This is a genomic window from Variovorax guangxiensis (assembly GCF_003952165.1).
GTDB classification, from domain to species: Bacteria; Pseudomonadota; Gammaproteobacteria; order Burkholderiales; family Burkholderiaceae_C; genus Variovorax; species Variovorax guangxiensis.
In genome coordinates this window covers 1141839-1165194 of the sequence record NZ_RXFT01000001.1, presented here as the reverse complement: position 1 = coordinate 1165194, position 23356 = coordinate 1141839, and the positions used below count along the sequence as shown (strand labels likewise).

The 23356-nt window shown below is 69.7% G+C and carries 24 protein-coding genes; 13 read left to right on the top strand and 11 right to left on the bottom strand.

All coding sequences use genetic code 11. The annotated features are described in order from the left end of the window. Positions 1 to 17 precede the first annotated feature (17 nt). From EJP67_RS05535 to EJP67_RS05495, 9 genes are all read right to left on the bottom strand, one after another. Complete coding sequence (locus EJP67_RS05535; RefSeq protein WP_126020273.1) at positions 18 to 485, bottom strand: hypothetical protein; 468 nt, start codon at positions 483 to 485, stop codon at positions 18 to 20. Beyond that, a complete protein-coding gene (locus EJP67_RS05530; RefSeq protein WP_126020271.1) occupies positions 485 to 1408 on the bottom strand; it encodes an ABC transporter permease in 924 nt (307 codons plus the stop codon). Before EJP67_RS05530 ends, EJP67_RS05535 begins: the two co-directional genes overlap by 1 nt. Then, positions 1405 to 2469 carry an ABC transporter permease gene (locus tag EJP67_RS05525; RefSeq protein WP_206169457.1) on the bottom strand — a complete coding sequence of 355 codons (1065 nt, stop codon included), beginning with the start codon at positions 2467 to 2469 and terminating at the stop codon, positions 1405 to 1407. The genes EJP67_RS05530 and EJP67_RS05525 overlap by 4 nt, the downstream gene beginning before the upstream one ends. Beyond that, entirely contained in the window at positions 2469 to 4103 is a 1635-nt protein-coding gene (locus EJP67_RS05520; protein WP_240650507.1) for an ABC transporter ATP-binding protein, read from the bottom strand. Before EJP67_RS05520 ends, EJP67_RS05525 begins: the two co-directional genes overlap by 1 nt. Beyond that, positions 4094 to 4978, bottom strand: coding sequence for a 5'-methylthioadenosine/S-adenosylhomocysteine nucleosidase (locus EJP67_RS05515; protein ID WP_240650506.1), 885 nt, complete (start codon positions 4976 to 4978; stop codon positions 4094 to 4096). Before EJP67_RS05515 ends, EJP67_RS05520 begins: the two co-directional genes overlap by 10 nt. 155 nt (positions 4979 to 5133) lie before the next feature. Further along, entirely contained in the window at positions 5134 to 6138 is a 1005-nt protein-coding gene (locus EJP67_RS05510; RefSeq protein WP_126020265.1) for a BMP family protein, read from the bottom strand. Between the two features lie 95 nt (positions 6139 to 6233). Then, positions 6234 to 6866, bottom strand: a complete 633-nt coding sequence (gene upp, locus EJP67_RS05505; RefSeq protein WP_093194973.1) for a uracil phosphoribosyltransferase — start codon at positions 6864 to 6866, stop codon at positions 6234 to 6236. A gap of 44 nt (positions 6867 to 6910) precedes the next feature. After that, on the bottom strand, positions 6911 to 8326 hold the full coding sequence (locus EJP67_RS05500; protein WP_126020263.1) for a URC4/urg3 family protein: 1416 nt from the start codon (positions 8324 to 8326) through the stop codon (positions 6911 to 6913). Next, the gene (locus EJP67_RS05495; RefSeq protein ID WP_206169448.1) at positions 8323 to 9642 is read right to left on the bottom strand and encodes a GTP cyclohydrolase II; all 1320 of its coding nucleotides are present in this window, start codon (positions 9640 to 9642) and stop codon (positions 8323 to 8325) included. The genes EJP67_RS05500 and EJP67_RS05495 overlap by 4 nt, the downstream gene beginning before the upstream one ends. Before the next feature lie 135 nt (positions 9643 to 9777). On the opposite strand from EJP67_RS05495, the gene EJP67_RS05490 reads away from it, so the two are divergent. The 3 genes from EJP67_RS05490 to EJP67_RS05480 all read left to right on the top strand — a co-directional run bounded on the left by EJP67_RS05490 (position 9778) and on the right by EJP67_RS05480 (position 11392). Continuing rightward, on the top strand, positions 9778 to 10086 hold the full coding sequence (locus EJP67_RS05490) for a hypothetical protein (protein WP_126020261.1): 309 nt from the start codon (positions 9778 to 9780) through the stop codon (positions 10084 to 10086). A gap of 77 nt (positions 10087 to 10163) precedes the next feature. Next, positions 10164 to 10754 carry a sigma-70 family RNA polymerase sigma factor gene (locus EJP67_RS05485; RefSeq protein WP_126020259.1) on the top strand — a complete coding sequence of 197 codons (591 nt, stop codon included), beginning with the start codon at positions 10164 to 10166 and terminating at the stop codon, positions 10752 to 10754. After that, entirely contained in the window at positions 10751 to 11392 is a 642-nt protein-coding gene (locus EJP67_RS05480; RefSeq protein ID WP_126020257.1) for an NrsF family protein, read from the top strand. Before EJP67_RS05485 ends, EJP67_RS05480 begins: the two co-directional genes overlap by 4 nt. Before the next feature lie 31 nt (positions 11393 to 11423). Here the strand turns inward: EJP67_RS05480 and EJP67_RS05475 are convergent, their stop codons facing one another. Next, positions 11424 to 12944: a helicase HerA-like domain-containing protein gene (locus tag EJP67_RS05475; protein ID WP_126020255.1), complete on the bottom strand. Its 1521-nt coding sequence runs from the start codon at positions 12942 to 12944 to the stop codon at positions 11424 to 11426. Positions 12945 to 13044: 100 nt separating this feature from the next. Between EJP67_RS05475 and EJP67_RS05470 the strand changes: the two genes are divergently transcribed. From EJP67_RS05470 to fabG, 10 genes are read left to right on the top strand one after another with little or no spacing between them, the layout of a single operon-like run. Further along, positions 13045 to 13356: a phosphopantetheine-binding protein gene (locus EJP67_RS05470; protein ID WP_093194980.1), complete on the top strand. Its 312-nt coding sequence runs from the start codon at positions 13045 to 13047 to the stop codon at positions 13354 to 13356. Between the two features lie 4 nt (positions 13357 to 13360). Continuing rightward, on the top strand, positions 13361 to 14005 hold the full coding sequence (locus EJP67_RS05465; protein WP_126020253.1) for a COG4648 family protein: 645 nt from the start codon (positions 13361 to 13363) through the stop codon (positions 14003 to 14005). 28 nt (positions 14006 to 14033) lie between these two features. Beyond that, positions 14034 to 15746 carry an AMP-binding protein gene (locus tag EJP67_RS05460; RefSeq protein ID WP_126020251.1) on the top strand — a complete coding sequence of 571 codons (1713 nt, stop codon included), beginning with the start codon at positions 14034 to 14036 and terminating at the stop codon, positions 15744 to 15746. After that, the gene (locus EJP67_RS05455; RefSeq protein WP_126020249.1) at positions 15746 to 16768 is read left to right on the top strand and encodes an acyl-CoA synthetase; all 1023 of its coding nucleotides are present in this window, start codon (positions 15746 to 15748) and stop codon (positions 16766 to 16768) included. The genes EJP67_RS05460 and EJP67_RS05455 overlap by 1 nt, the downstream gene beginning before the upstream one ends. After that, positions 16740 to 17384 (top strand): outer membrane lipoprotein carrier protein LolA, encoded by a 645-nt coding sequence (locus EJP67_RS05450; RefSeq protein ID WP_240650505.1) that lies wholly within the window; start codon positions 16740 to 16742, stop codon positions 17382 to 17384. Before EJP67_RS05455 ends, EJP67_RS05450 begins: the two co-directional genes overlap by 29 nt. After that, entirely contained in the window at positions 17384 to 19798 is a 2415-nt protein-coding gene (locus EJP67_RS05445) for an MMPL family transporter (RefSeq protein ID WP_126020247.1), read from the top strand. Before EJP67_RS05450 ends, EJP67_RS05445 begins: the two co-directional genes overlap by 1 nt. A gap of 17 nt (positions 19799 to 19815) precedes the next feature. Beyond that, entirely contained in the window at positions 19816 to 20640 is an 825-nt protein-coding gene (locus EJP67_RS05440) for a polysaccharide deacetylase family protein (RefSeq protein ID WP_206169447.1), read from the top strand. Next, positions 20637 to 21407 carry a class I SAM-dependent methyltransferase gene (locus tag EJP67_RS05435; protein WP_126020243.1) on the top strand — a complete coding sequence of 257 codons (771 nt, stop codon included), beginning with the start codon at positions 20637 to 20639 and terminating at the stop codon, positions 21405 to 21407. The genes EJP67_RS05440 and EJP67_RS05435 overlap by 4 nt, the downstream gene beginning before the upstream one ends. Next, entirely contained in the window at positions 21404 to 21886 is a 483-nt protein-coding gene (locus EJP67_RS05430) for a hotdog family protein (RefSeq protein WP_126020241.1), read from the top strand. The genes EJP67_RS05435 and EJP67_RS05430 overlap by 4 nt, the downstream gene beginning before the upstream one ends. Beyond that, entirely contained in the window at positions 21883 to 22614 is a 732-nt protein-coding gene (gene fabG, locus EJP67_RS05425; RefSeq protein WP_126020239.1) for a 3-oxoacyl-ACP reductase FabG, read from the top strand. Before EJP67_RS05430 ends, fabG begins: the two co-directional genes overlap by 4 nt. A gap of 28 nt (positions 22615 to 22642) precedes the next feature. Here the strand turns inward: fabG and EJP67_RS05420 are convergent, their stop codons facing one another. Then, positions 22643 to 23353: a DUF4339 domain-containing protein gene (locus EJP67_RS05420; RefSeq protein ID WP_165909553.1), complete on the bottom strand. Its 711-nt coding sequence runs from the start codon at positions 23351 to 23353 to the stop codon at positions 22643 to 22645. Positions 23354 to 23356 lie beyond the last annotated feature (3 nt).

Here is a 23356-nt window from a genome sequence, read left to right as displayed (position 1 = left end):
GCCCGGATGCCAGCGTCTCAGCGCGTGTTCTGCGCCCGGTACCGGTACTGCCCTGGCGCAGGCCCGACCTCGATGGTCACGCGGCGCAGCTTCTCGTCGTGCCCCGAATCGGCCTTTGCCGTGACGACGATGCCGCGTGGCGTGGCGCGGCAGGTGAGGTCGGACAGCGAGATTTCCGCGTGGTCGTTGTCGAGTTCTGCAATTGCCACCGTGTGCTCGACGCGCAGGCTGCCGTTGGCATCGCGCGTCATCCATTGCACGTAGAGGAAGGACTGGGCGTACTGCTCGGCGTGCACCACCCGGTAGGTGCCCTGGTGGTCCTTGCCCCAGGTGCCGCACATCTGCACCCAGGTCACGGCGTCGGCTGTGCTGAAGGCCTCGTAGCCGTAGTTCATGCCCAGTGCGCGCGCGACGTTCGTGCCGCCCAGCGCCAGCAGCGCCGCGAGCAGGGCGCCTCGAGCGATGGTGGCGGTCCTGGTGGTCATCAGCGTTCCCCCTTGCGGTACGGTTTCATCAGCGCCTGCGGGTAGCTTGCCTTGCGTGCCACCAGCACCAGCGCCAGGATCGACAGCAGGTAGGGCAGCATCAGGTAGATCTGGTAGGGCAGCACGGCGTCGCCGGATTGTTGCAGTCGCAGCTGGAGCGCATCGAAGAAGGCGAACAGCAGCGCGCCCAGCAGGGCCTTGCCCGGGCGCCACGAGGCGAACACCACCAGCGCCACGCAGATCCAGCCGCGCCCGTTCACCATGTTGAAGAAGAAGGCGTTGAAGGCCGACAGCGTGAGGAAGGAGCCGGCCATGCCCATCAGCGCCGAGCCCGCGACGATGGCGCCGGTGCGCGTGGCCGCGACCGAGACGCCCTGGCTTTCGGCTGCCTGCGGGTTCTCGCCGGCCATGCGCAGCGCCAGGCCCAGCGGCGTGCGGTACAGCACCCAGCCCACCACCGGCACCAGCAGCAGCGCGAACAGGGTGAGCGCGGTCTGTGCGTTCAGGATCGGGATGGGCAGCCAGTCCATCGGCGAGAAGGGCGTGATGGTGGGCGGCGTGTTCACCTTCGGAAAGCTCACGCGGTAGCCGAAGTAGCTCAGCGCGGTCGCCAGCAGCGTGATGCCCAGCCCCGAGACGTGCTGCGATAGCGCCAGCCCCACGGTCAGGAAGGCGTGCAGCAGCCCGAACACCATGCCCGCGAGCGCGGCCACGCCCACGCCCACCCACAGCGGTGCGCTGGCATACACCGCGAGCCAGCCGGTGAAGGCGCCCGCGACCATGATCCCCTCGATGCCGAGGTTGAGCACGCCCGCGCGCTCGCACAGCAGCACGCCGAGCGTGCCGAGGATGAGCGGCGTGGCGATGCGCAGCACCGCGACCCAGAAGGCGGCGTTGGAAAGAATGTCGAGGAGGTCGCTCATTTCGACATCCTCACCCGGTACTGCGTGAGCAGCGTCGCCACCAGCACCGCGATCAGCGAGGCCGCGACGATCACGTCGGCGATGTAGGTCGGAACGCCCACCGCGCGGCTCATGGTGTCGGCGCCGACCAGCACGCCCGCCACGAACACGGCGGCTGCGATCACGCCCAGCGGATGCAGCCCCGCCAGCATCGCGATGACGATGCCGGTGTAGCCGTAGCCCGGCGACATGTCGAGCGTGACGTAGCTGGTGCGGCCCGCCACCTCTATGGCGCCCGCCAGCCCGGCCAGCGCACCCGAGAGCAGCGCCACCATCACCACCGTGCGCGTCACCGGCACCCCCGCGAAGGCGGCGGCGCGCGCGTTCGCGCCCACGGCTCGGATGTCGAAGCCCAGCACCGTGTACTTGAAGACCGCCCAGACCATCACCGCCAGCGACACCGCCCACAGCAGGCCGGTGTGCACCCGCGTCTGCGCGACGAGCTTGCCGAGCTCCAGGTCGGACTGCAGCGACACGCTCTGCGGCCAGCCCATGGCGGTCGGGTCTTTCATCGGCCCGTCGAGCAGCGCCGACACGCCCAGCAGCACGATGAAGTTGATCAAGAGCGTGGTCACCACCTCGTCCACGCCCAGCCGGTTCTTCATGAGCGCCGGGCCCAGCAGCATCAGTGCGCCGGCGATGGCGGCGGCCAGCATCATCAAGGGAAACAGCAGCCACGGCGACAGCTCGAAGCCGGTGCCGCCGTGCATGCCGCCCACGGCGACGGCAGCCAGCGCGCCCGCGTAGAGCTGCCCCTCGGCGCCGATGTTGAAGAGCCGCGCCTTGAAGGCGACCGTGACCGCCAGCCCGGTGAGGATCAGCGGAATAGCCCGCGTCAGCGTCTCGCTCCACGCGAACACCGAGCCGAAGCCGCCCTGCAGCAGCAGCGCGTAGGTGCGGCCGACCGGCGCGCCGGCCCACAGCACCAGCAGCGCGCTGATCGCCATCGTGAAGACGATCGCGCCAATGGGGGCGAGCACCAGCGCCGTGCGCGAGGTTTCGTGGCGTCGTTCGAGCCGCATCATGACGAGGCTCCTTTCGCACCGGCCATGGCCAGCCCGATGGCCTCGCGCGTCCAGGCCGAGGCGGGACGAGCTTCGCCCAACTGGCCGCCGTGCATCACAGCCACACGGTCGCCCAGCGCGAGCACTTCGTCGAGGTCGTCGGAAATCACCAGCACGGCGGCGCCCGCGTCTCGCGCAGCGATCAGCTGCTGCTGCACGTACGCGACGGCGCCGATGTCCAGGCCCCAGGTGGGCTGGTGCGCGACGATCAGGCGCGGGGCTCGGTTGGGGTGCTTCCTGTCGGCCTTGTCCTGGCCGGCATCGGGCTCGGGTTGTTCGGGCGCCAGCAGGGCGCGTCCAAGAATCAGTTTCTGCATGTTCCCGCCCGAGAGCGAGCGGGCCGGCGCCATCAGGCCGGCACCGCGCACGTCGAAGGCCTTTTCGATGCGCCGCGCATGGAGGCGGGCGGCGGCGCGTTTCACGATCCACGACCAGCGCGAGAACACGGGGCTGCGCAGCCGCTCCGACACCGCGTTCTCCCACACCGGCAGGTCGCCGACCACGCCGACCGCATGGCGGTCTTCGGGGATGCGTGCGACGCCGCGCTGCACCAGCCGGGCGGGCGAGGGCGGCAGCGCGCGGCCCATCAGCTGCGCCGTGCCCGAGGTCGCGCGGCGCGTGCCGCAAAGCAGCTCGGCCAGCGCGACCTGTCCGTTGCCCGAGACGCCGGCGATGGCGGTGATCTCTCCGGCGCGCAGCGTCAGCGACACCTCGCGCAGCCGGTCGCGTCCGTCGCCCTTGACGGAGGCCGCGGTGCTCACGTGGTCGAGCACGCAGACGGCATCGCCCACCGATTTCGCGGGCCGTCGCTGCGGCGCTTCGACCGCGTGCCCGACCATCCACAGCGCGAGCTGCGCCTGCGTGGTGTCGGCCGTGCGTGCCTCGGCCACCAGCTTGCCGCCGCGCAGCACGGCGATACGGTGCGACACGCGCAGCACCTCGTCGAGCTTGTGGCTGATGAAGATCACCGACAACCCTTGCGCCACCATCTGCGCGAGCGTGGCGAAAAGCGCCTCGCTCTCCTGCGGCGTGAGCACGGCGGTGGGCTCGTCGAGGATGAGGATGCGCGCTCCGCGGTACAGCGCCTTCAGGATCTCCACGCGCTGGCGCTCGCCGACCGAGAGGCTGCCCACCAGCGCGTCGGGCTGCACCGGCAGGCCGAAGCGCCTCGCCACGTCGAGCAGCCGCTCGCGCGCGGCGGCGCGGCGCGACACCGGGCGCCACAGCGGCTCGGTGCCCATCATCACGTTGTCGAGCACGCTCAGGTTGTCGGCCAGCGTGAAGTGCTGGTGCACCATGCCCACGCCGGCCGCCAGCGCTGCCTTGGGGTTGCCCGGCGGCAGCGGCGCGCCGAAGACCTCGATGCCGCCCTCTTCGGCGACGTAGTGGCCGAAAAGAATGGACATCAGCGTGGATTTGCCCGCGCCGTTCTCGCCGAGCAGCGCGAGCACTTCGCCGGACTTCAGGTCGAGCGAGACCGCGTCGTTGGCGACGAGGCTGCCGAAGCGCTTGGTGATGCCCTGCAGGCGCAGGACGGTGGCACTTGCTCCCCCCGCCGGAGGGAGCGGCGACGCAGGTGCCGTCACTTCCACGCGGCCAGGAAGGCCAGCATGACCTTGGCGGAGTTGTCCGCCGCGATGCCCATGAAGGTGCCCATCTCGTTCTCGCCGTCGCCGCCGCCCGCGAGGTCGCTGAGCGAGCGGAAGGCGATGAAGGGCACGCCGTTGCTGTAGGCGACCATGCCCACGGCGGCGGTCTCCATGTCGAGCACGTTGGCCTGGAAGGTCTTGTAGGTGTATTCGCGGTAGGCCTTGTTGTCCATGAAGGCCTGGCCCGAGACGCCATTGCCGCCCACCACCAGCTGCGGCTTGCGCGGCAGGCACTTGCCTGCGCTGCAGTTGGCCAGATCGACGTTGCGGATGCTGCGCGCCACTTCCAGCATCTTCGGGTCGGCCTCGAACCAGAACTTGCGCTGGATCTCGGGGTGCGCCGCCGAACGAACCTCTACCGGGCGCGGGAACATCATGCCGAAGTTGGGCAGCGTGGCGTCGGTGATGAAGGGTGGCGCGCTGTACTTGCCGGGCGCGGTTTCGCGCGCCATCAGCACCTCGAGGTACTGGCCCCATTGCGCCGGCACGGTGACGTCGCCCACGTGCAGCGACGGGTTCACGCCACCGGCGATGCCGCTGAACACGATGTTGGTCACGCGAAAGCGGTTGAGCACCAGCTGCGTGTTCATCGTGGCGTTGGTCATGCTGATGCCCGAGAGGAACAGCACGACCGGCTTGCCTTCCAGCGTGCCGGTGGTGAACTCCACCCCGTTCACACTGTGCTTCGCCGGCCCCTGCAGGCGTGTGAGCAGCAGTTTCAGCTCCGGCTCGAAGGCCGACAGCACCGCGATGCGCGGCGTGTCGTCGAGCCGGGTGCTGCTGTTGATGGCGACGGCGCCGCCCTTGTAGACACCCACGCAGCCGGTCAGCGAAATACCGAGTACCGCGGCGGCAAGAACGCCTCTGACTGTTCGGGGAACACCGCGGAACCGGCTTTGCCGGGCCGCAGGTGTTGCCCCCTGCAAGGGGGTAGGAGAAGCGACACGAAGTGCGCGGAGCCTGGGGGTGTACTTCATTTTGCGGTGGACTTCGGCTGCGAGTCGTCCACTTTCACGGTGAACTTGCCCGAGAGGATGTCAGCCTGCTTGGCCTTCACCTTCGCGACGATGTCGGCCGGAACCTTCTTCTCGAAGGTGCCCAGCGGCGCGAGTTCGGAGCCCTTGTATTTCATCTGCGCGTAAACGCCGTAGTCCTCGGCGGCGAACTTGCCTTCCTTCACGAGCTTGATCGCTCGGTCGGCGGCCGGCTCGAAGTTCCACAGGGCCGATGCCACCACCGTGTCGGGGTACTGGCTCTGGGTGTCGATCACGTTGCCGATGGCGAGCTTGCCCTTTTCCTTGGCGGCATCCGAGACTCCGAAACGCTCCGCGTACATCACGTCGGCACCCTTGTCGATCATGGCGAAGGCCGCTTCCTTGGCCTTCGGCGGGTCGAACCAGCTGTTGATGAAGCTCACGCTGAATTCCACCTTCGGGTTCGTCTCCTTCGCGCCGGCCATGAAGGCGTTCATCAGGCGGTTGACCTCGGGAATGGGGAAGCCGCCGACCATGCCGATGCGGTTGCTCTTGGTCATGCCGCCGGCCACCATGCCGCTGAGGTAGGCGGGCTCCTGGATGTAGTTGTCGAACACGCTGAAGTTGGGCGCCTGCGGCTTGAGCGACGAACCCATCAGGAAGGCGACCTTGGGGAAGTCCTTCGCCACCTTGCGCGCCGCGGCCTCCACGCCGAACACCTCGCCCAGGATCAACTGGTTGCCACCGGTGGCGTACTCGCGCATCACGCGCTCGTAGTCGGCGTTGCTCACGTTCTCGGTGGCCTTGTACTCGATCTCCCCGCGCGCCTCGGCCGCCTTCAGCGCCTTGTGGATGCGGCCCACCCATTGCTGCTCGAAGGGCACGGTGTACACCGCCGCCACCTTCAGCTTGGCCTGCGCGAGCGCGAGGCCCGGGGCGCCAACCGCGGCAAGCGCTGCGGCAACGGCGACGGAACGGATGATCAATTGACGGCGTGCGGTCACGGTACTTCTCCTCGAGGTATGGAAATCTTCTTGTGGGGCCGCCTCACCGGCAGCCCGCGGCCACCGGACGATGGCGTGTGCGCTGGAGGGCGGGGTTACTTGGTGCCGAAGATGCGGTCGCCGGCGTCACCGAGGCCAGGGAGGATGTACCCATGGCTGTTGAGCTCGCGGTCGATCGCGGCGGTGTAGATCGCCACGTCCGGGTGCGCCTTCTGCATCGTCGCCACGCCCTCGGGGCAGGTCAGCAGGCAGACGAACTTGATCGACTTGGGGTTGAGCTCCTTCAGCCGCTCGACCGCCGCCACGGCCGAGTTGCCGGTGGCCAGCATCGGGTCGACCACGATCACGTCGCGGTTCTCCATCTCGCCGGGCATCTTGAAGTAGTACTCCACGGCCGTCAGCGTCTTGGGGTCGCGGTACAGGCCGATATGGCCGACGCGCGCGCCGGGCACCACGGTGAGCATGCCGTCCAGGATGCCCGTGCCGGCGCGCAGGATGGACACCAGCACCAGTTTCTTGCCGTCGATGACCTTGGCCTGCATCGTTTCGAGCGGGGTCTCGACCTCGATGTCCTGCATCGGCATGTCGCGCGTGACCTCATAGGCCATCAGCATGCTGATTTCGTTCAGCAGCCGGCGGAAGCTGTTGGTGGACGCATCCTTGCGGCGCATCAGCGTGAGCTTGTGCTGGATGAGGGGGTGGTCGAGGAGGTGGACGTTGCTGCTCATTGGAGTTCTTTGTGGCGTTGCTGAAAGACAGGGAACCCGAGAGTCTAAAAGACGGTGCCGTCGCTCTCGATCAGCAGGGGCGGAGCACCGTCACGCAAGCGCTGTGCCAGCGCGCGGCCCGCCGCCCAGGTGCCGCCTTCGAGCACGCAGGCCAGCGGAAGCTCCTCCTCGGTGCGGTCGAGCACCTTGCGTACGCGCGGCGCCACCTCGTCGAGCAGCGCCACGGTGAGCGCGCGCCATTCGACGATGAATTCGTCGCCCACCTTCCAGGTGCGGGAGAGGAAGGTCGGGTCCTTCGGCACGATCACGCCGCTGTCGATCAGCAGGCCGCCGTTGCGGTACTCGGGCAAGGCGGTGAGCGCGTCGAGATGGCGCACCTTCACGCCGGCCCACTCGAAGGGTTCGAGCAGCGAGTACGTGAGCCACTGCGAGAGCTTGTGAAAGGGCATCCAGCCATTGGTGAGGCCGGGGCCGCGCACGGCGCTGTGGCGCCAGCAGTCGCCGAGCGCCAACGCCGGGTCGCCCGAGCCGATGCCGCCCGGACTGTCGCTGCCGTCGGCCGCGATGCTGTCGACCGCGTTGGCCGCCGGCCAGATGCGCGAGAGCGTCTCCAGCAGCAGCGAAAGGATCTGGTGCGCCGTGATCTCGGCGGTGGGTGGCGTGGCCGCGCCGAAAGGCGCCACCAGTGCATCGAACATGCCGGCGGGCCGGCCTTCGTCGCCGAAGGTCTCGGGCTGCTCGCTCATCGCCTCGCCCAGCCGGCGCAGCAGCACAGCGCGGCCCGCGAGGCCGACCAGCGGATTGACCTCGCTCACCTGGAAGGCGTCGCCCAGCCGCTCGGTGACCAGGCCGCGCAGGCCGGCCGCATCGACCTGGAAAGGCCGGTCGGGGTCGGACGAGAAGAGGCCGCTCGTGAACGCGTGGAAGCTCGCCACGCCCAGCCCCTCGGAGCGCGTGAAGCGCTGGCCGGTGGCCGATTCGGTGTAGTGCCAGCCGGCGCCGGCACCGGCGTCGAGCAGCACGCTCACCAGCACCAGGTCGATGTGCGCGCTGGCGCGCTGGCGTGCGTCGACCTTGCCGAGCAGCCTGTCGAGTTCCTCGACCCGGTTCACGCCACCGGCCTCGAAGTGGCGCCAGCGGCTGTGGTACGGGATGGTGTCCCACGGATAGCGCTCGCGCGTGACCTCGGCCACGGTGCGCGCCGCGTCCTCGAGCGCGTCGTCGCCGCCGATGCGGAACCACTGCGATTCGCCGCGCCGCGCGCGCGCCAGCAGGGCGTTCGCGCGCTGGCGGATGGCCGCGGTGGTGCGCAGCAGCGTGGCCGCGCCCGACGGGTGGGCGGTGTCGGCGTTGAATTCGATGGACGGATCGACCTCGCCCGCGCCGCCGGGCGGCAGGCTGCCGGAGCCGTCGACCGGCAGGTTGGGGTCGTCGTTGCTGCTGTTGCTGTTCTTGCTCATTCGCTCAATCCCCGGCCCTTGGCCTTCTTGAGTTCCTCGGCGTCCGGCACCGGGCCGGGCGTGAAATAGCCCGCCGCCATCTTGGCGTCCATCTCGACGCGGGCGTCCGCGGGAATCAGTTCATCGGGAATGTTCACGCGCTCGCCGATCTCTATGCCCGAGCCGGTGATCGCGTCGAACTTCAGGTTGCTCATCGACACCAGCCGATGGATCTTCCTGATGCCGAGCCAGTGGAAGACGTCGGGCATCAGCTCCTGGAAGCGCATGTCCTGCACGCCGGCCACGCACTCGGTGCGCGCGAAATACTGGTCGGCCGTGTCGCCGCCCACCTGGCGCTTGCGCGCGTTGTAGACCAGGAACTTGGTCACCTCGCCCAGCGCCCGGCCTTCCTTGCGCGAGTAGGCGATGAGGCCGACGCCGCCGCGCTGCGCGCCCTGGATGCACTCCTCGATGGCGTGCGTGAGGTAAGGCCGGCAGGTGCAGATGTCGGAGCCGAACACGTCCGAGCCGTTGCACTCGTCGTGGATGCGCGCGGTGAGCTCGACCTCGGGGTTGGCCAGGTCGCGCGGGTTGCCGAAGATGTAGAGCGTCTGCCCGCCGATGGGTGGCAGGAACACCTCGAGGTCGGAGCGCGTGACCAGCTCGGGGTACATGCCGCCGGTCTCCTCGAAGAGCGTGCGGCGCAGGTCGGTCTCGGAGCAGCCGAAGCGGCGCGCCACCTCGGGCAGGTACCACACGGGCTCGATGGCGGCCTTGGTCACCATCGCGGCGCCGCCTGCGGTGAGGAACTTGCCGTCGGCCTTGAGGCGGCCCTTCTGCAGCGCCTCGATCACCTCCGGCAGGATCACGTGCGCCTTGGTGATCGCGATGGTCGGGCGGATGTCGTAGCCCGCCGCCAGTTCGGTGGCGAACACCTCGGCCACCTGCGCGCCCCACGGGTCCAGCGACACGATGCGCCCCGGCTCGCTCCATTGCGGATAGGGGCCGATCGTGTCGGTGGGCGCGGTGTTGGTCAGGTCGGCCTTGTGCTCGCGCTTGAGCGCGCCGGCCGCCACCGCGAGCGCCCGGTAGACGCTGTAGGAGCCGCTGTGCGTGCCGATCACGTTGCGGTGCGCCCGCTTGGTGGTGGTGCCGACCACCGGCCCCCGCTCGGCTGCCGTGGCTGCGCCCCAGCGGATGGGCAGCGCGCCGAAGCCGCCGGCGTGCGAGGTCAGCCGGATGTGGCCGGTCGACGTGGAGGGGTGCAGCGGGGGGAGGGGCATCGCGCCGGTGGCGCCGCCGGGGACGGAAGGGATCGTTGTGCTGTCAGCAGACATTGGTGGCCCTCAAAAAATGCAATGTACCGATCAGGCGTGCGGCTTGCAAGCAACGGGCCACGCGCGAGCCGCGGCGCGAATGGGGAACAATGCGCGGGGACGGCGGATGGACCGGATGCGATGGAGGAAAGAACGATGCGTGTGCTTCCCTGTGTATTTCTCGCCCTGGGCCTGCTCGGCCTGAGCGGTTGTGACAAGGCCAAGGAGGGTTTCTCCGAAGGCTTCGATACCGCCTTCAGGGCCAGTTTCCGGGAGAGCTTCATCGGCAGCTGCGTCAAGAGCGCGGGCGAGCGCGGGAACAAGTCGGAGGAAGAGCGCAGGAAGCTGTGCACCTGCGCGGCCGACAGCGTCATGAAGGACACCTCCGTGGCCGACCTGCAGGACCAGGAAAAGGTCGGGGCGCGAATCGGCCCGATCATCCAGCAGTGCCTGAAGCAACCCTGAAGCAGCCCCTGCCGGCGCCGCCGGCCCCGGCACAATCGGCCGGAACTTTTTCGACAAGGCTGTAACCAGCCAGCCCGATGGAACGAAACACCGTAGGCAGCAGGAAGAACCCCGGCGACGTGGAAGCGGCGCTGCGCGGCCTGTTCCTCCGCGGCCTCGACGGCGACGCGAAGGCCTACCGCGACTTCCTGCTGCAGCTCAGCGCGCATTTGCGCGCCTTTCTGGGCAAGCGCCTCTTTGGCTGGCCCGATGAAGTGGAAGACCTCGTCCAGGAATGCCTGCTCGCCATGCACAACCAGCGCCATACCTACCAGAGCGACCAGCCGCTGACGGCCTGGGTGCACGCCATCGCGCGCTACAAGATGATCGATCTGCTGCGCGCCAAGTCGGCCCGCGAAGATTTGCATGAGCCGCTGGACGACGACCTGGCCGTGTTCGCCGAATCCGCCGAGGAGGCCAGCGACGCCAAGCGCGACCTGGGTGGCCTGCTCGAGACCCTGCCCGAGCGCCAGCGCCTGCCCATCGTGCACGTCAAGATCGAGGGCCGCTCGGTGGCCGAGACCGCGAGCCTGACCGGCATGTCGGAATCGGCCGTCAAGGTCGGCATCCACCGGGGGCTGAAGGCGCTGGCCGCCCGCTTCGGACATGGCTGGGGGGCTGCGGCATGAAGACCGACGACCTCGTCTCGATGCTGGCCAACGGCGAGGTGGCCGTCTCGCGCCGGCGCGCCAGTTCGCGCATCTGGCTGGCGGTGCTGCTGGGGCTTCCGTTCTCGTTCGCGATCCTGCTCGCCGGCTACGGCGTGCGGCACGACATCGTGCAGGCCATGTTCTGGCCGATGTTCTGGGTCAAGGTGCTGTTTCCGCTGTGCATCGCGGCCGCCGGCTTCGTGGCCGCCGAACGGCTCGCGCGGCCGGGCGTGAAGCCCCGGCATGCCTGGATGGGCGCGGTGCTGCCGGTGCTCGGGGTGTGGCTTCTGGCGGCGATTGCCTGGTTCACCATGCCGGCCGACGATCGCATGCCGGCGCTGATGGGACAGTCGTGGCGCATCTGCGCGGCGAGCATCGGGCTGATGGCGCTGCCGGTGTTCGCGGCCGCCCTTGTCGCGCTCAAGGGCATGGCGCCCACGCGGCCCGCGCTGGCGGGCGCGGCGGCCGGCGCGCTGGCAGGTGGCGTGGGAGCCTCGGTCTATGCGCTGCACTGCATGGAACTGACCGCGCCGTTCCTCGCCGTGTGGTACGTGAGCGGGATCGCGGTGCCCGTGCTGGTGGGGGCGCTGCTGGGGCCGCGCCTGCTGCGCTGGTAGGCAGCAGTCAGGCGGGCCGGTTCCTGGGCTCTCAGCGCTTCTTGCTGCCGAAGATCCCGCCCAGCACGCCGCGCAGGATCTCCTTGCCCACCGAGGTGCCCATGGTGCGCACCGCCGACTTGGCCATGGTCTGCACCAGCCCGTCGTGCTTGGCGCCGCGCGGGCCGGTGGTGCCGAAGAGCATGTCGTTGAGCATGCCGCCCATGCCCGAACCCGAGGATTCGGCGGGGCCCTTGGCGGCGCCCGGCGCGGCAGGGGCAGGGGCGTCCGGCGCGCTTTCGGCACGGCCCTTTAGCTTTTCGTAGGCCGATTCGCGGTCCACTGACTTCTCGTAGATCCCCGCGACCAGCGAGCCGTCGATCAGCGCCTTGCGCTGCTCGGGCGTGATCGGGCCGAGCTGGCTGGCCGGCGGCAGCACGAACACGCGCTCGGTCACGCTGGGGCGGCCCTTTTCGTCGAGCAGGCTCACCAGCGCCTCGCCGACCGCGAGTTCGGTGATGGCGGTCTCGATGTCCAGGCCCGGCTTCTGGCGCATGGTGCTGGCGGCCGCCTTCACGGCCTTCTGGTCGCGCGGGGTGAAGGCGCGCAGCGCGTGCTGCACGCGGTTGCCGAGCTGGGCCAGCACGGTGTCGGGAATGTCCAGCGGGTTCTGCGTAACGAAATACACGCCCACGCCCTTGGAGCGCACCAGCCGCACGACCAGTTCGATCCGTTCCACCAGTGCCTTGGGCGCCTCGTTGAACAGCAGGTGGGCCTCGTCGAAGAAGAAGGCCAGCTTGGGCTGCTCGGGGTCGCCGACCTCGGGCAGCTGCTCGAAGAGCTCCGACAGCATCCACAGCAGGAAGGTGGCGTACAGCCGCGGCGAATTCATGAGCTTGTCGGCCGCGAGCACGTTGACCACGCCCTTGCCGCCCACGGTCTGCATGAAGTCGGCGATGTTGAGCATCGGCTCGCCGAAGAATTTGTCGCCGCCCTGGGTCTCGATCTGCAGCAGCCCGCGCTGGATGGCGCCCACGCTGGCGGCGCTGATGTTGCCGTACCGGGTGGTGAACTGGCTCGCGTTCTCGCCCACGTACTGCAGCATCGCGCGCAGGTCCTTCAGGTCGAGCAGCAGCAGGCCGTTGTCGTCGGCGATCTTGAACACCAGGTTCAGTACGCCGGCCTGCGTTTCGTTCACGTCGAGCATGCGGCCCAGCAGCAGCGGGCCCATGTCGGAGACCGTGGCGCGCACCGGGTGGCCCTGTTCGCCGAACACGTCCCAGAGCGTGACAGGGCAGGCGGCGGGCTCGGGCAGCTCGATGCCGCGTTCCTTCAGCGTGGCGGCCAGCTTGTCGCCGATGCTGCCCTTCTGGCTGATGCCGGTCAGGTCGCCCTTGACGTCGGCCATGAACACCGGCACACCGATGGAGGAAAGCTTCTGCGCGATGGTCTGCAGCGTGACGGTCTTGCCGGTGCCGGTGGCGCCGGTGATGAGGCCATGGCGGTTGGCCAGGCCGGGCAGGAGGTTGCACTCGATGGTGTCGTGCCGTGCGATCAGAAGAGGGTCGGCCATGGGGCGCTCCGTCGTATGGGAAGCGGGCAGTCTAATCAACCGGCACTCCTATAATCCACGGCCCGCACGGTGGTTCAGGAAAAAGTTTTAGGAGGTTTTTTTGTCATCGACTGCCCAGCCCCCCATTCCCGCCAACGGCGACGCCTCCGAACAGTCGCCGATCGAAAAAGAGCTGGCCGTGCTGCTCGTGAACGCGCTGAATCTCGAGGTCGCTCCCGAGGACATCGTGCCGACCGAACCGCTGTACGGCGAAGGTCTCGGCCTCGACTCCATCGACATCCTCGAAGTGGCGCTCGAAGTCTCGCGCCGCTACGGCTTCCAGCTGCGTTCCGACGACGAACGCAACCAGCAGATCTTCCAGTCGCTGCGCACGCTCGCGGCTCACGTCGCCCAGCATCGCGTAGCCACCTGATCCCATGTCCCGATGGCGAATAGCGCTCCTGCTGGTGGTGGGGGTCGCATATGCCGGCCTCTCCCACTGGATGACGCTGTTCCACGCGACCCAGCCGTGGGCGGTGGTCGTGCTGCTCGGTCCGCTGTGGCTCGCAGCCATGGGCCTGGCCGGCAGCTGGTTCGGCCGCTGGGGCGTCGCCATTGCTGCTGCAGTGGGCATCGGCGGCTTCTCGCTCGTCTTCCTCGGCGAGGCGGGCGACCCCAACCGGCTGTACGTGATGCAGCACGTGGCCATCAACGGCGCGCTGTGCGGCTGGTTCGGCTCCACGCTGCGCGGCAAGGGACTGCCCCTGATCACGCAGTTCGCGCAGCGCGTGCATCCGCTGCGCGGCCACATGCTTTCCTACACCACGCAGCTCACGCGCATCTGGACCGGCTTCTTCGCCGTGATGGTGCTGGCCTCGGTCATCATCTACCTGACACGGCCGTTCTCCGACTGGTCGCTGTTCGCCAACGTGCTGTCGCCGGTGATGGTGACGCTGCTCTTCGTGGGCGAGCACCTGGTGCGCTACCGGCTGCATCCCGAATTCGAACGCACGCGCCTCGTGGACGCGGTGCGCGCGTTCTATGGCACGTCGTCGGTTGACAGCAGCCCCGGCGGCCAATGAAACAGGCCTCGACACAGGCCCCGCCCGCGTGACGACAGACGACAACCGATTCCTGCCACTGCTCGCGAACCGCGACCCCGACGCACCCCTCGCATGGCGCGCGGGCGTTCCCGTGAGCGCGCGCCAGTTCCTGGCCGACGTGGCCCGCTTCGCTCCCACGCTCCCCGCGGAGGGCGATGCCGTCAATCTCTGCGGCGACCGCTATGCCTTCGCGGTGAGCCTCGGCGCGGCGCTGGTGCGCGGCCGTGCGAGCATGCTGCCGCCCGACGCGCGGCCCGACACGATCTCGCGGCTGCTCGAATCGCACGGCTCGCCGCTTTTCGCGCACACCGACGCCTCGCACATTCAGACGCCGGGTATCGAGTGCCTGCTGCTCGAAGGACTGGCCGGCCCCGCGGATGATGCTCCCGTGGACGTGCCGCGCATCGACGCGGGCATGCACGCCGCGAGCCTGCTGACTTCGGGCTCCACCGGCGTCCCCCAGCCGCACGCCAAGACCTGGCGCACGCTGGTGGGCGACGTGGCCGTGGCCGTCAAGCGCCTGTGCCGGGTGCTGGAGCGCCCGACGCTCGAAGGCCTGACCCTGGTCGCCACGGTGCCGGTGCAGCACAGCTATGGCCTGGAGTCGTCGGTGCTGCTGGCGATGCTGGGCGGCGCGGCCTTCGAGAGCGGCCGGCCATTCTTCCCGGCCGACGTCGCGAAGACGCTGGCCTCGGTGCCGCGCCCGCGCGCGCTGGTGACCACGCCGTTCCACCTCAAGACGCTGCTGCTCTCGGGCATCGAGCTGCCGCCGGTCGACCTGATCCTGTCGGCCACCGCGCCGCTGTCCCCGCAGCTCGCGCAGCAGGCCGAGCAGGCGATGGGCGGCGTGCTGCTCGAAATCTACGGCAGCACCGAGTCGGGCCAGGTCGCCACGCGCCGCACCACCGACAACGAGATCTGGGAAACCTTCGGCGAGATCCGCGTGCATGCCGAGCCCTCGGCCGACGGCGGGCCCGAGCGCTTCATCTTCAGCGGCGACTTCATGCCCGAGCCCACGCCCATGGCCGACGTGCTCGAGCTGCTGGACGAGCGCCGCTTCCGGCTCTTCGGCCGCGCCAATGACCTGATCCACGTGGCGGGCCGGCGCAGTTCGCTCGCGCACCTGAATTTCCACCTCAACAGCATCCCCGGCGTGGACGACGGCGCCTTCTGGCTGCCCGACGAGGTGGCCGACGGCGTGGTGCGGCCGGTGGCCTTCGTGGTCGCGCCCACGCTGTCGGCGGGCGAGATCATCGCCGCGCTGCGCCAGCGGCTGGAGGCGGTTTTCGTGCCGCGCCGCGTGGTGCAGGTGAAGTCCTTCCCGCGCGAGGGCACGGGCAAGCTCACAGTGCGGGCACTGCGCGAATTCGCGCTGGCGCAGCTCGCGGAAGACGATACGCCGGTGCAGATGGCCCATGCGGTGCCGGCCGATCACCCCGTGTTCGCCGGCCATTTTCCGGGCCAGCCGCTGCTGCCCGGCGCGCTGGTGCTGGCCGAGGTGATGGAGGCCATCCGCCGCGTGCCGGCGCTGGTCACTCGGCTGGGCGGGCATCCCACGCTGGCCGCGGCCAAGTTCCTCGCGCCCGTGCGGCCCGGCGCCGTGCTCTCCATCGAACTGAATCCTGAGGCCGGCGCCTCGCGCGGCGTGCGATTCGACGTTCGCTGCGACGGCGTGGTGGCTGTCACCGGCCGCTGGACCGGCGTGCAAGAGTCGGGCTGATGAAGCACACCGACGTCGAGAGGCGCGCCCTGGACGAGGCTTCCCGCACCGGCCAGGCGGAACCCAAGGGGGAGCGTGGCGAGGGCGGCGACTGGGCACGCGCGCCGGAGCGCAGCAACATGCTCGCGCTGCGCTTCATCGTGATGATGGCGCTGGTGTTCGGCCGGCACATCACGCGGCTGCTGCTGCCGCCCATTGCCCTGTACTTCCTGCTGTTCGCACCGGCGCAGCGCCGGCACATCAAGCGCTACCTGTTCCGCGCCATCGGGCCGCAGGCGGGTTGGGTCGACGGCTTCCGGCTGCTGCATGCCTTCGCCTCGACGGTGCTCGACCGCGTGTATTTCCTGCGCGGGCGCATGGACCTGTTCCAGGTGAAGATCCGGGGCAACGAGCCGCTCGACCTCGAGATGGCGAACGGGCGGGGCGCCTTCCTGCTCGGCGCCCACGTCGGCAGCTTCGAGGCGCTGGGCGCCTGCAAGCAGCAGACGCACCAGCGCCACTTGCGCGTCGCGATGCTGATGTACCCGGACAACGCGCGGCGCATCACGGGCATCCTCAACGCCATCGCGGTGCCCGAGCTGCGCCCCCACGTCATCGCGCTGGGCCGGCCGCATTCGATGCTGGAGCTTCGCGACTGGCTCGACAGCGGCGGCATGGGCGGCATGCTGGCCGACCGCACGCTGCCCGGCGGCGAGGAGCAGCCCGCGCACCAGCGCGGCAACAACATCGTGCTGCCTTTCCTCGGGCAGCCTGCCGTCTTCAACGACGGTCCCTTCCGCCTGGCCGCGCTGCTGCGCCGCAAGGTGTTCTTCATGGCGGGTCTGTACGGCGGCGGCGCGCGCTACGATGTCCGGTTCGATCCGCTGGCCGATTTCGGCGAGCGGGCCGCCAGCCCGGCGGAGCGCGAGCAGCGCATCCGCGCGGCGGTCGAAGCCTACGTGGCACGCCTGGAGGCGATGTGCCGTGCGTACCCCTACAACTGGTTCAATTTCCATGATTTCTGGCTCGAAGATGCGGCTTGACCGGCTCTGCAGGGCATTCGTGCTCGCGCTGGCCTTCTGCGCCGTGCCGGCCTGGGCGGCCTTCGACCTGCCCGAACTGATGACGCTGCTGGCCAAACAGAAGAGCGGGGAGGCCCGCTTCACCGAGCAGCGCTTCGTGCACGGCCTCGAAGGCCCGCTGGACGCCAGCGGCACGCTGAGCTTCGACGCGCCCGACAAGCTGGTGCGCCGCACGCTGTCGCCGCGCGTCGAGACGATGGCGGTCGAAGGCAACACGCTCACGCTCTCGCGCGGCGGTCGCAACCGCACGCTCGCGCTCGACAGCATGCCCGAGCTGCTCGGCCTGGTCGAAGCGATGCGCGGCACGCTGACGGGCGACGGCGCCACGCTGCAACGCTACTTCCGCAGCACCGTGTCGGGCTCCGCCGCCAAGTGGACGCTCGACCTCGCGCCGCTGGACAGCCGCCTTGCCGCGCAGGTGCGCAGCATGCGCATCAGCGGCCGCGCGAGCGACGTGCTGGGGCTCGAGATGGAATTCGTCGGCGGCGACCGCTCGGTCATGAACATCACGCCGGGCGCCGCCGGCCCCGGGCCGGCTCCAGCGCCGGCCGGCGCTCCCGGACGCACCACGCCGTGATGCAGCCGGGGCAGCTGCAGCAGGCGGGCGGTCCGCCGGCCTGGAGGCGCAGGGCGGCCGTGCTGCTGGCATGGCTGCTGGTGCTGCTGTGCGGCGTGGTGGTCATCGCGCGCACGCAGATCGGCGCCGATCTCTCGGCCTTCCTGCCCAAGAGCCCCGACGTGCGCCAGCGCGTGCTGATCGAGCAGCTGCAAAGCGGCGTTGCCTCGCGCACGCTGATGCTGGGCATCGAAGGCGGCAGCACGGCGCAGCGGGCCACCGTGTCGCGCGCGGTTGCGAAGGAAATGCGCGAGAGCAAGCTCTTCGAGCTGGTGCAGAACGGCGACGTGAGCGACTGGAGCGACAGCGGCACCTGGGTGTTCCAGCACCGCTACCAGCTCTCGCCGGGCATGAATCCGGGGCATTTCACGGTCGAGGGCCTGCGCGACGCGATCAACGAGACTCTGTCGATGCTGGGCACGCCGGCCGGCAACGTGATCAAGCCCTTCCTCGACCGCGACCCGACCGGCGAGACGCAGCGCATCGCCATGGAGCTGGTGCCGGCCAGCTCGCCGCGCAGCGAGGACGGCGTGTGGATGTCGCGCACCGCGCCGCGCGCGCTGATGATCGCCACCACGCGCGCCGCCGGCAGCGACCTCGACGCGCAGGCCGTCGCCATCGCCCGCGTGCACTCGGCCTACGAGGCCGCGACGCGCGGCATGGGCGCCGAGGCTCCCAAGCTGCTGCTGAGCGGCCCGCCGGTGTTCTCGGTGATGAGCCGCGACAAGATCAAGACCGAGGCGATCCATCTCGCCGTGGTGGGCGGCATCGTCATGGGCGGGCTGCTGCTTCTGGCTTTCGCCTCGCCGCGCGCGCTGGTGATCGCCTTCCTGCCGGTGGCCACCGGCGTGGTGATCGGCACCGCGAGCGTGAGCCTGGTGTTCGGCTCCGTGCACGGCCTTACGCTGGGCTTCGGCAGCACCCTGATCGGCGAGACGGTCGACTACGCCATCTACTACCTGATCCAGGCGCGCCAGGTCGGCGCGGGCGCGGTGGCCGGTACCGGCTGGCAGCGCTGGCGCGACCTGAACTGGCCCACCGTGCGGCTGGGGCTGCTGACCTCGGTGTGCGGCTTCGCGGCGCTGGTGTTCTCGGGCTTCCCGGGGCTGGCGCAACTGGGCGTGTTCTCCATCGCCGGGCTCGTCTCGGCCGCGCTGGCCACGCGCTACGTGCTGCCGGTGCTGGCACCCGATGGCGCCACCGGCATGGGCATGCGCCGCTACATGGCGCAGCTGGCAGGCGCGCTGGTACGCGGCCTGCCGCGCCTGCGCTGGCCGCTGGCAGCGCTGGGCGTGGCGGCGCTGGCGCTGGTGCTGTGGCAGGGCGGCCACCTGTGGCGCGCCGACCTCGGCGCCATGAGCCCGGTGCCCAAGGCTTCCCAGCAGCTCGACGAAATGCTGCGCAACGACATCGGCGCCAGCGACGGCGGCGTGCTGGTGGTCGCCTTCGGCGACGACGAGCAGGCCGCGCTGCGCCACACCGAGGCGGCCGCCGCGAAGCTGGATGCATTGGTCGACAGCGGCGAACTGGTCGGCTACGAGACCGTCACCCGCGTGCTGCCGAGCATGGAGGTGCAGCTCGCGCGCATCGCGGGCCTGCCCGATGCCGCGACCCTGCGCGCCAATCTGGCCGAGGCCACCAAGGGCCTGCCGCTGCCGGCCTCGCGGCTCGAGCCCTTCCTGGCCGACATCGAGGCCGCGCGCAAGCTGCCGCCGGTGCAGCGCGCCGAACTGGCCGAGGGGCCGCTGGGGCCGGTCCTGAACACGCTGATGTACCAGCGCCCTGGCGGCGGCTGGGGCACGCTGGTGGTGCTGCACCCCGGCGCGAAGTTCGACCAGGGCCGCCTCGAAGCGGCGCTGGCGGGTCTGCCCGAAGTGCAGGTGGTCGACGTGGGGCGCGAGCTGGCCAGCCTGTACCAGCGCTACCTGCACGAGGCCTTCGTGCAGGTGCTGCTCGGCGCGCTGGCGGTGGTGGTGCTGCTCGGCATCTACCTGCGCTCGTGGCGCCGGCTGCTGGCCGTGTGTCAGCCGCTGCTGTTCGCAGTGGTGCTCACGCTCGGAGGCATGGCGGTGCTGCAGGCGGCGCTGGGCATCCTGCACCTGGTGGGGCTGCTGCTGATCGTGGCGGTGGGCTCGAACTACGCGCTCTTCTTCGACCAGCTGCGCACGACCGGCAGGGCCGACGAAGACACGCTGGCCTCGCTGATGCTGGCCAACCTGACGACCGTGGTGTCCTTCGGGCTGATCGCGATCTCCGACATTCCGGCGCTGTCGTCCATCGGCCGGGTGGTCGCGCCGGGGGCGCTGCTGGCGCTGCTGCTGTCGGCGGCTTTCGCGCGGCGAGTGGGGCCTTCGAAGGCTTCGCGCGGCGCATGAGGGGAAAATCCGGCGCCATGTCTTCCGCTCCCGCGTCCACCAACGAATCCTGGCCCTGGCCGCCGGCCATCCGCGCCAGCGCGGCCTGGCACGTGGCAGCCATCGGCGCGGGCGTGCTGGTGCCGGGCGCCTTGCCGTGGGCCGTGGGCGCAATCGTGCTGAACCACGCGCTGATCACCGGCGCGGGCCTCACGCCGCGCAGCAGCCTGCTGGGCCCGAACGTCACCCGGCTGCCCGAGGCGGCCGCGGCGCGGCGCGAAGTCGCCATCACCATCGACGACGGCCCCGAGCCCGAGGTCACGCCACGCGTGCTCGACCTGCTCGATGCGCACGGCCAGCGCGCCACCTTCTTCTGCATCGCCGAGCGGGTGCTGGCGCAGCCGGCGCTGGCGCGCGAGATCGTCGCGCGTGGCCACAGCATCCAGAACCACACGGCGCGGCACCGGCACAACTTCTCGTTTCTCGGGCCGCGCGGTTTCGCCGCCGAGATCGCGCGGGCGCAGGACATCCTCGCCGAGGTCACCGGCCAGCGCCCGACCTGTTTCCGCGCGCCGGCCGGCCTGCGCAACCCGTTCCTGGAACCCGTGCTGCACCGCCTCGGCCTCTCGCTCGTGAGCTGGACGCGGCGCGGCTTCGACACCCGCGAGGGCGACGCCGCCAAGGTGATGGCGCGCCTGAGCCGCAACCTGCAGGCGCGCGACATCCTGTTGCTGCATGACGGCAACGCCGCGCGCACCGCTGCGGGACAACCTGTTTTGCTGGAGGTATTGCCCTTGTTGCTCGAACGCCTGCGCGCCGATGGACTGCGCTCCGTGACCCTGCCGGAAGGGCTGAAACCATGAACGCCGCGATGTCGCCTTCGCTTTCGACCGAGGTCGCGTGGCGCGAGCTGCACGAGGCCGCCACCATTCCGTACAAGAAGGGTGGCAACTTCGCCTGGCACTTCGCGCGCGGGAAGCTGGGACGCGACCCGGTGTTCCGCGGGCTCCTCGAACGCCGGCTCTTCGGCGCGCAGCACCAGCGCGTGGTCGACATCGGCTGCGGCCAGGGCCTTTTCGCGAGCCTGCTGGCCTCGATGAGCGCGATGCAGAAGCAGGGCCGATGGCCCTCGTCGTGGGACGCCACGCCGCACGGCGCGGACTACACCGGCATCGAGCTCATGCCCAAGGACGTGGCGCGCGCCGAGGCCTCCATCGGCCACCTGGAGCCCACGCCCCGGCTGGTCTGCGCCGACATGTGCAAGGCCGATCTGCCCGAGTGCGACCTCGTCGTGATCCTCGACGTGCTGCACTACGTCAACCTCGAAGCGCAGGAGGGCGTGCTGCTGCGCGTGCGCGACGCACTGCGCCGTGGCGGCAACCCGCACGCGCGGCTGCTGCTGCGCGTGGGCGATGCGTCCAGCCGGCGCGGCTTCGCCATCAGCCAGTGGGTGGACCGCACGGTCACGCGCATCCGCGGCCACAAGGTCTCGCCGACCTGGGGCCGTCCGCTGGCCGAGTGGACGGCTGTGCTGGACCGCCTGGGCTTCCGAGTGCAGAGCATTCCGATGAGCGAAGGCACTCCCTTCGCCAACGTGCTGCTGGTGGCCGACCTGGAGCCGGCCGCTTGACCGCGCCACAGACGCTCGACCGCGCGGGCATCGCCCTGCGCATTCCGCACAGCGGCAGCATGTGCCTGCTGGAGCGGCTCGAAGGCTGGGACACCGAATCCATCCGCTGTACCACCACCACCCACGCGCTGGCAGACAACCCTCTGCGCACCGAAAGCGGGCTGCTGGCGCCGAACGCCATCGAATACGCCGCGCAGGCCATGGCCCTGCATGGCTGCCTGCTGGCAGAGGAGGGCAGCGCGCCGTCGGCCGGCTTTCTCGCGAGCGCGCGCAACGTGAGGCTGGCGGTGGCGCGGCTGGACGACGTGGCCGGCGCCCTGCAAGTCGGGGCCCGGCGCCTGTCGGGCGACGACCGGCAAATCCTCTATGAATTCACGGTGGCGGCCGAGGACGGCCGCATGCTGGCCGAAGGCCGCGCCGTGGTGGTCCTGAACACGCCGCTCGCCGCGGCAGCACAAGAAAGCACGCCGTCTCCATGAGCCTCGAAGGAAAACGCGCACTGATCACGGGCGCCAGCGGCGCGCTCGGTGCCGCCATGGCCGAGCGCCTGGCGCGCGACGGCGCCACGGTGCTGCTGCACGCCAATTCGCGGCCCGAGGCGGTCGAGCAGCTGGCGGCATCGATCACGGCTTCGGGCGGCAAGGCCGAATGCCACGTCTTCGACCTGTGCAGCGACGAGGCTTCGGCAGCCGCCTGCGCGCGCATCCTCGAAGGCGGGCCGGTGCAGATCCTCGTCAACAACGCGGGCGTGCACGACGACGCCGTGCTGCCCGGCATGCGCGCCGACCAGTGGCACAAGGTGATCGACGTGTCGCTCAACGGCTTCTTCCGCGTCACGCAGCCGCTGCTGCTGCCGATGATGCGCACGCGCTGGGGGCGCATCCTGAACATCTCGTCGGTGGCGGCCATCGCGGGCAACAGGGGGCAGGTCAACTACGCCGCGGCCAAGGGTGCGCTGAACAGCGCGACCAAGGCGCTGTCGCTCGAAGTGGCCTCGCGCGGCGTGACGGTGAACGCCATCGCGCCGGGGATCATCTCGTCGCCGATGGCCGATGCGGTGTTCGACCCCGCCGTCATCAACCAGATGGTGCCGGTGAAGCGCGCCGGGACGCCGCAGGAAGTGGCGGCGCTGGCCTCGTTCCTCGCGAGCGAGGATGCGGGCTACATCACGGGGCAGGTGATCTCGATCAACGGCGGAATGATCTGAGGGACCCTGCTCCGGAACACGGCGGCGGCTACTGCGGCGTGATGTCTCCGGTCGCCTTCCACCTGGCGATCCGCGTCATGTGGTACTGCAGGTAGAAGATGGCGAAGAAGAAGGTCATGGCTGCGGAGAGCCTGAGTCCGATCGGTTCGACATTGTTGTAGTGCTCGATCATCGAGCGCCTCATCGAGTAGCACCCGCAATAGAAGAGCACGTACGACAGGATCTGCAGCAGCAGGTCACGCCCCTGGTTGCCCGAGGAGTCGGAGGCGCTGTCCATCAGGCCCCCGATGACCGCCAGGATCATGTAGCCGATCAGGTACAGGGTCGCATTGGATCGAGGATCGATCTTGCGCACCCAGGTCGACTGGATGAAGGGCCAGACGAGGGCAAAGATGCCGAAGCTCAGCACCGTGAACAACAGGACCAGCGCCCAATGCAGCCTGGGCGGCAGGTCCTGTTGCGGGACCACGGTCTGCTTTCCGTAGGAGGACGGCGGCGCGGCGTAGCCCGGCACCGCGGGCACCTGCTGCGGCGGCAAGGGAGGTGGCGAGACGGCGGCAGGCGCACCGGGCTGCGTCGCCCGATCGCCGAACATCTGCAGGGCCGTCTGCCATTCGGCCATGCCCTCGCGCCAGACCATGTCCGTGGCGGCGATGTTGCCCCGGGCATAGAGCGCCCTGGCCTCGCTCTCTTCGTAGGGGCCGAAGGCCTGGCCGTTCCGGTTGACGTGGATGTGCAAGGC

Bases quoted from the DNA above. Each gene is read 5' to 3' on its own strand.
- fabG (WP_126020239.1), top strand. From the start codon at position 21,883: ATGAGCCTCGAAGGAAAACGCGCACTGATCACGGGCGCCAGCGGCGCG.
- EJP67_RS05490 (WP_126020261.1), top strand. From the start codon at position 9,778: ATGCGTGTGCTTCCCTGTGTATTTCTCGCCCTGGGCCTGCTCGGCCTG.
- EJP67_RS05455 (WP_126020249.1), top strand. From the start codon at position 15,746: ATGAAGCACACCGACGTCGAGAGGCGCGCCCTGGACGAGGCTTCCCGC.
- EJP67_RS05530 (WP_126020271.1), bottom strand. From the start codon at position 1,408: ATGAGCGACCTCCTCGACATTCTTTCCAACGCCGCCTTCTGGGTCGCG.
- EJP67_RS05445 (WP_126020247.1), top strand. From the start codon at position 17,384: ATGCAGCCGGGGCAGCTGCAGCAGGCGGGCGGTCCGCCGGCCTGGAGG.
- EJP67_RS05465 (WP_126020253.1), top strand. From the start codon at position 13,361: ATGTCCCGATGGCGAATAGCGCTCCTGCTGGTGGTGGGGGTCGCATAT.
- upp (WP_093194973.1), bottom strand. From the start codon at position 6,866: ATGAGCAGCAACGTCCACCTCCTCGACCACCCCCTCATCCAGCACAAG.
- EJP67_RS05475 (WP_126020255.1), bottom strand. From the start codon at position 12,944: ATGGCCGACCCTCTTCTGATCGCACGGCACGACACCATCGAGTGCAAC.
- EJP67_RS05440 (WP_206169447.1), top strand. From the start codon at position 19,816: ATGTCTTCCGCTCCCGCGTCCACCAACGAATCCTGGCCCTGGCCGCCG.
- EJP67_RS05500 (WP_126020263.1), bottom strand. From the start codon at position 8,326: ATGAGCAAGAACAGCAACAGCAGCAACGACGACCCCAACCTGCCGGTC.
- EJP67_RS05435 (WP_126020243.1), top strand. From the start codon at position 20,637: ATGAACGCCGCGATGTCGCCTTCGCTTTCGACCGAGGTCGCGTGGCGC.
- EJP67_RS05525 (WP_206169457.1), bottom strand. From the start codon at position 2,469: ATGCGGCTCGAACGACGCCACGAAACCTCGCGCACGGCGCTGGTGCTC.
- EJP67_RS05480 (WP_126020257.1), top strand. From the start codon at position 10,751: ATGAAGACCGACGACCTCGTCTCGATGCTGGCCAACGGCGAGGTGGCC.
- EJP67_RS05535 (WP_126020273.1), bottom strand. From the start codon at position 485: ATGACCACCAGGACCGCCACCATCGCTCGAGGCGCCCTGCTCGCGGCG.
- EJP67_RS05485 (WP_126020259.1), top strand. From the start codon at position 10,164: ATGGAACGAAACACCGTAGGCAGCAGGAAGAACCCCGGCGACGTGGAA.
- EJP67_RS05495 (WP_206169448.1), bottom strand. From the start codon at position 9,642: ATGTCTGCTGACAGCACAACGATCCCTTCCGTCCCCGGCGGCGCCACC.
- EJP67_RS05450 (WP_240650505.1), top strand. From the start codon at position 16,740: ATGATTTCTGGCTCGAAGATGCGGCTTGACCGGCTCTGCAGGGCATTC.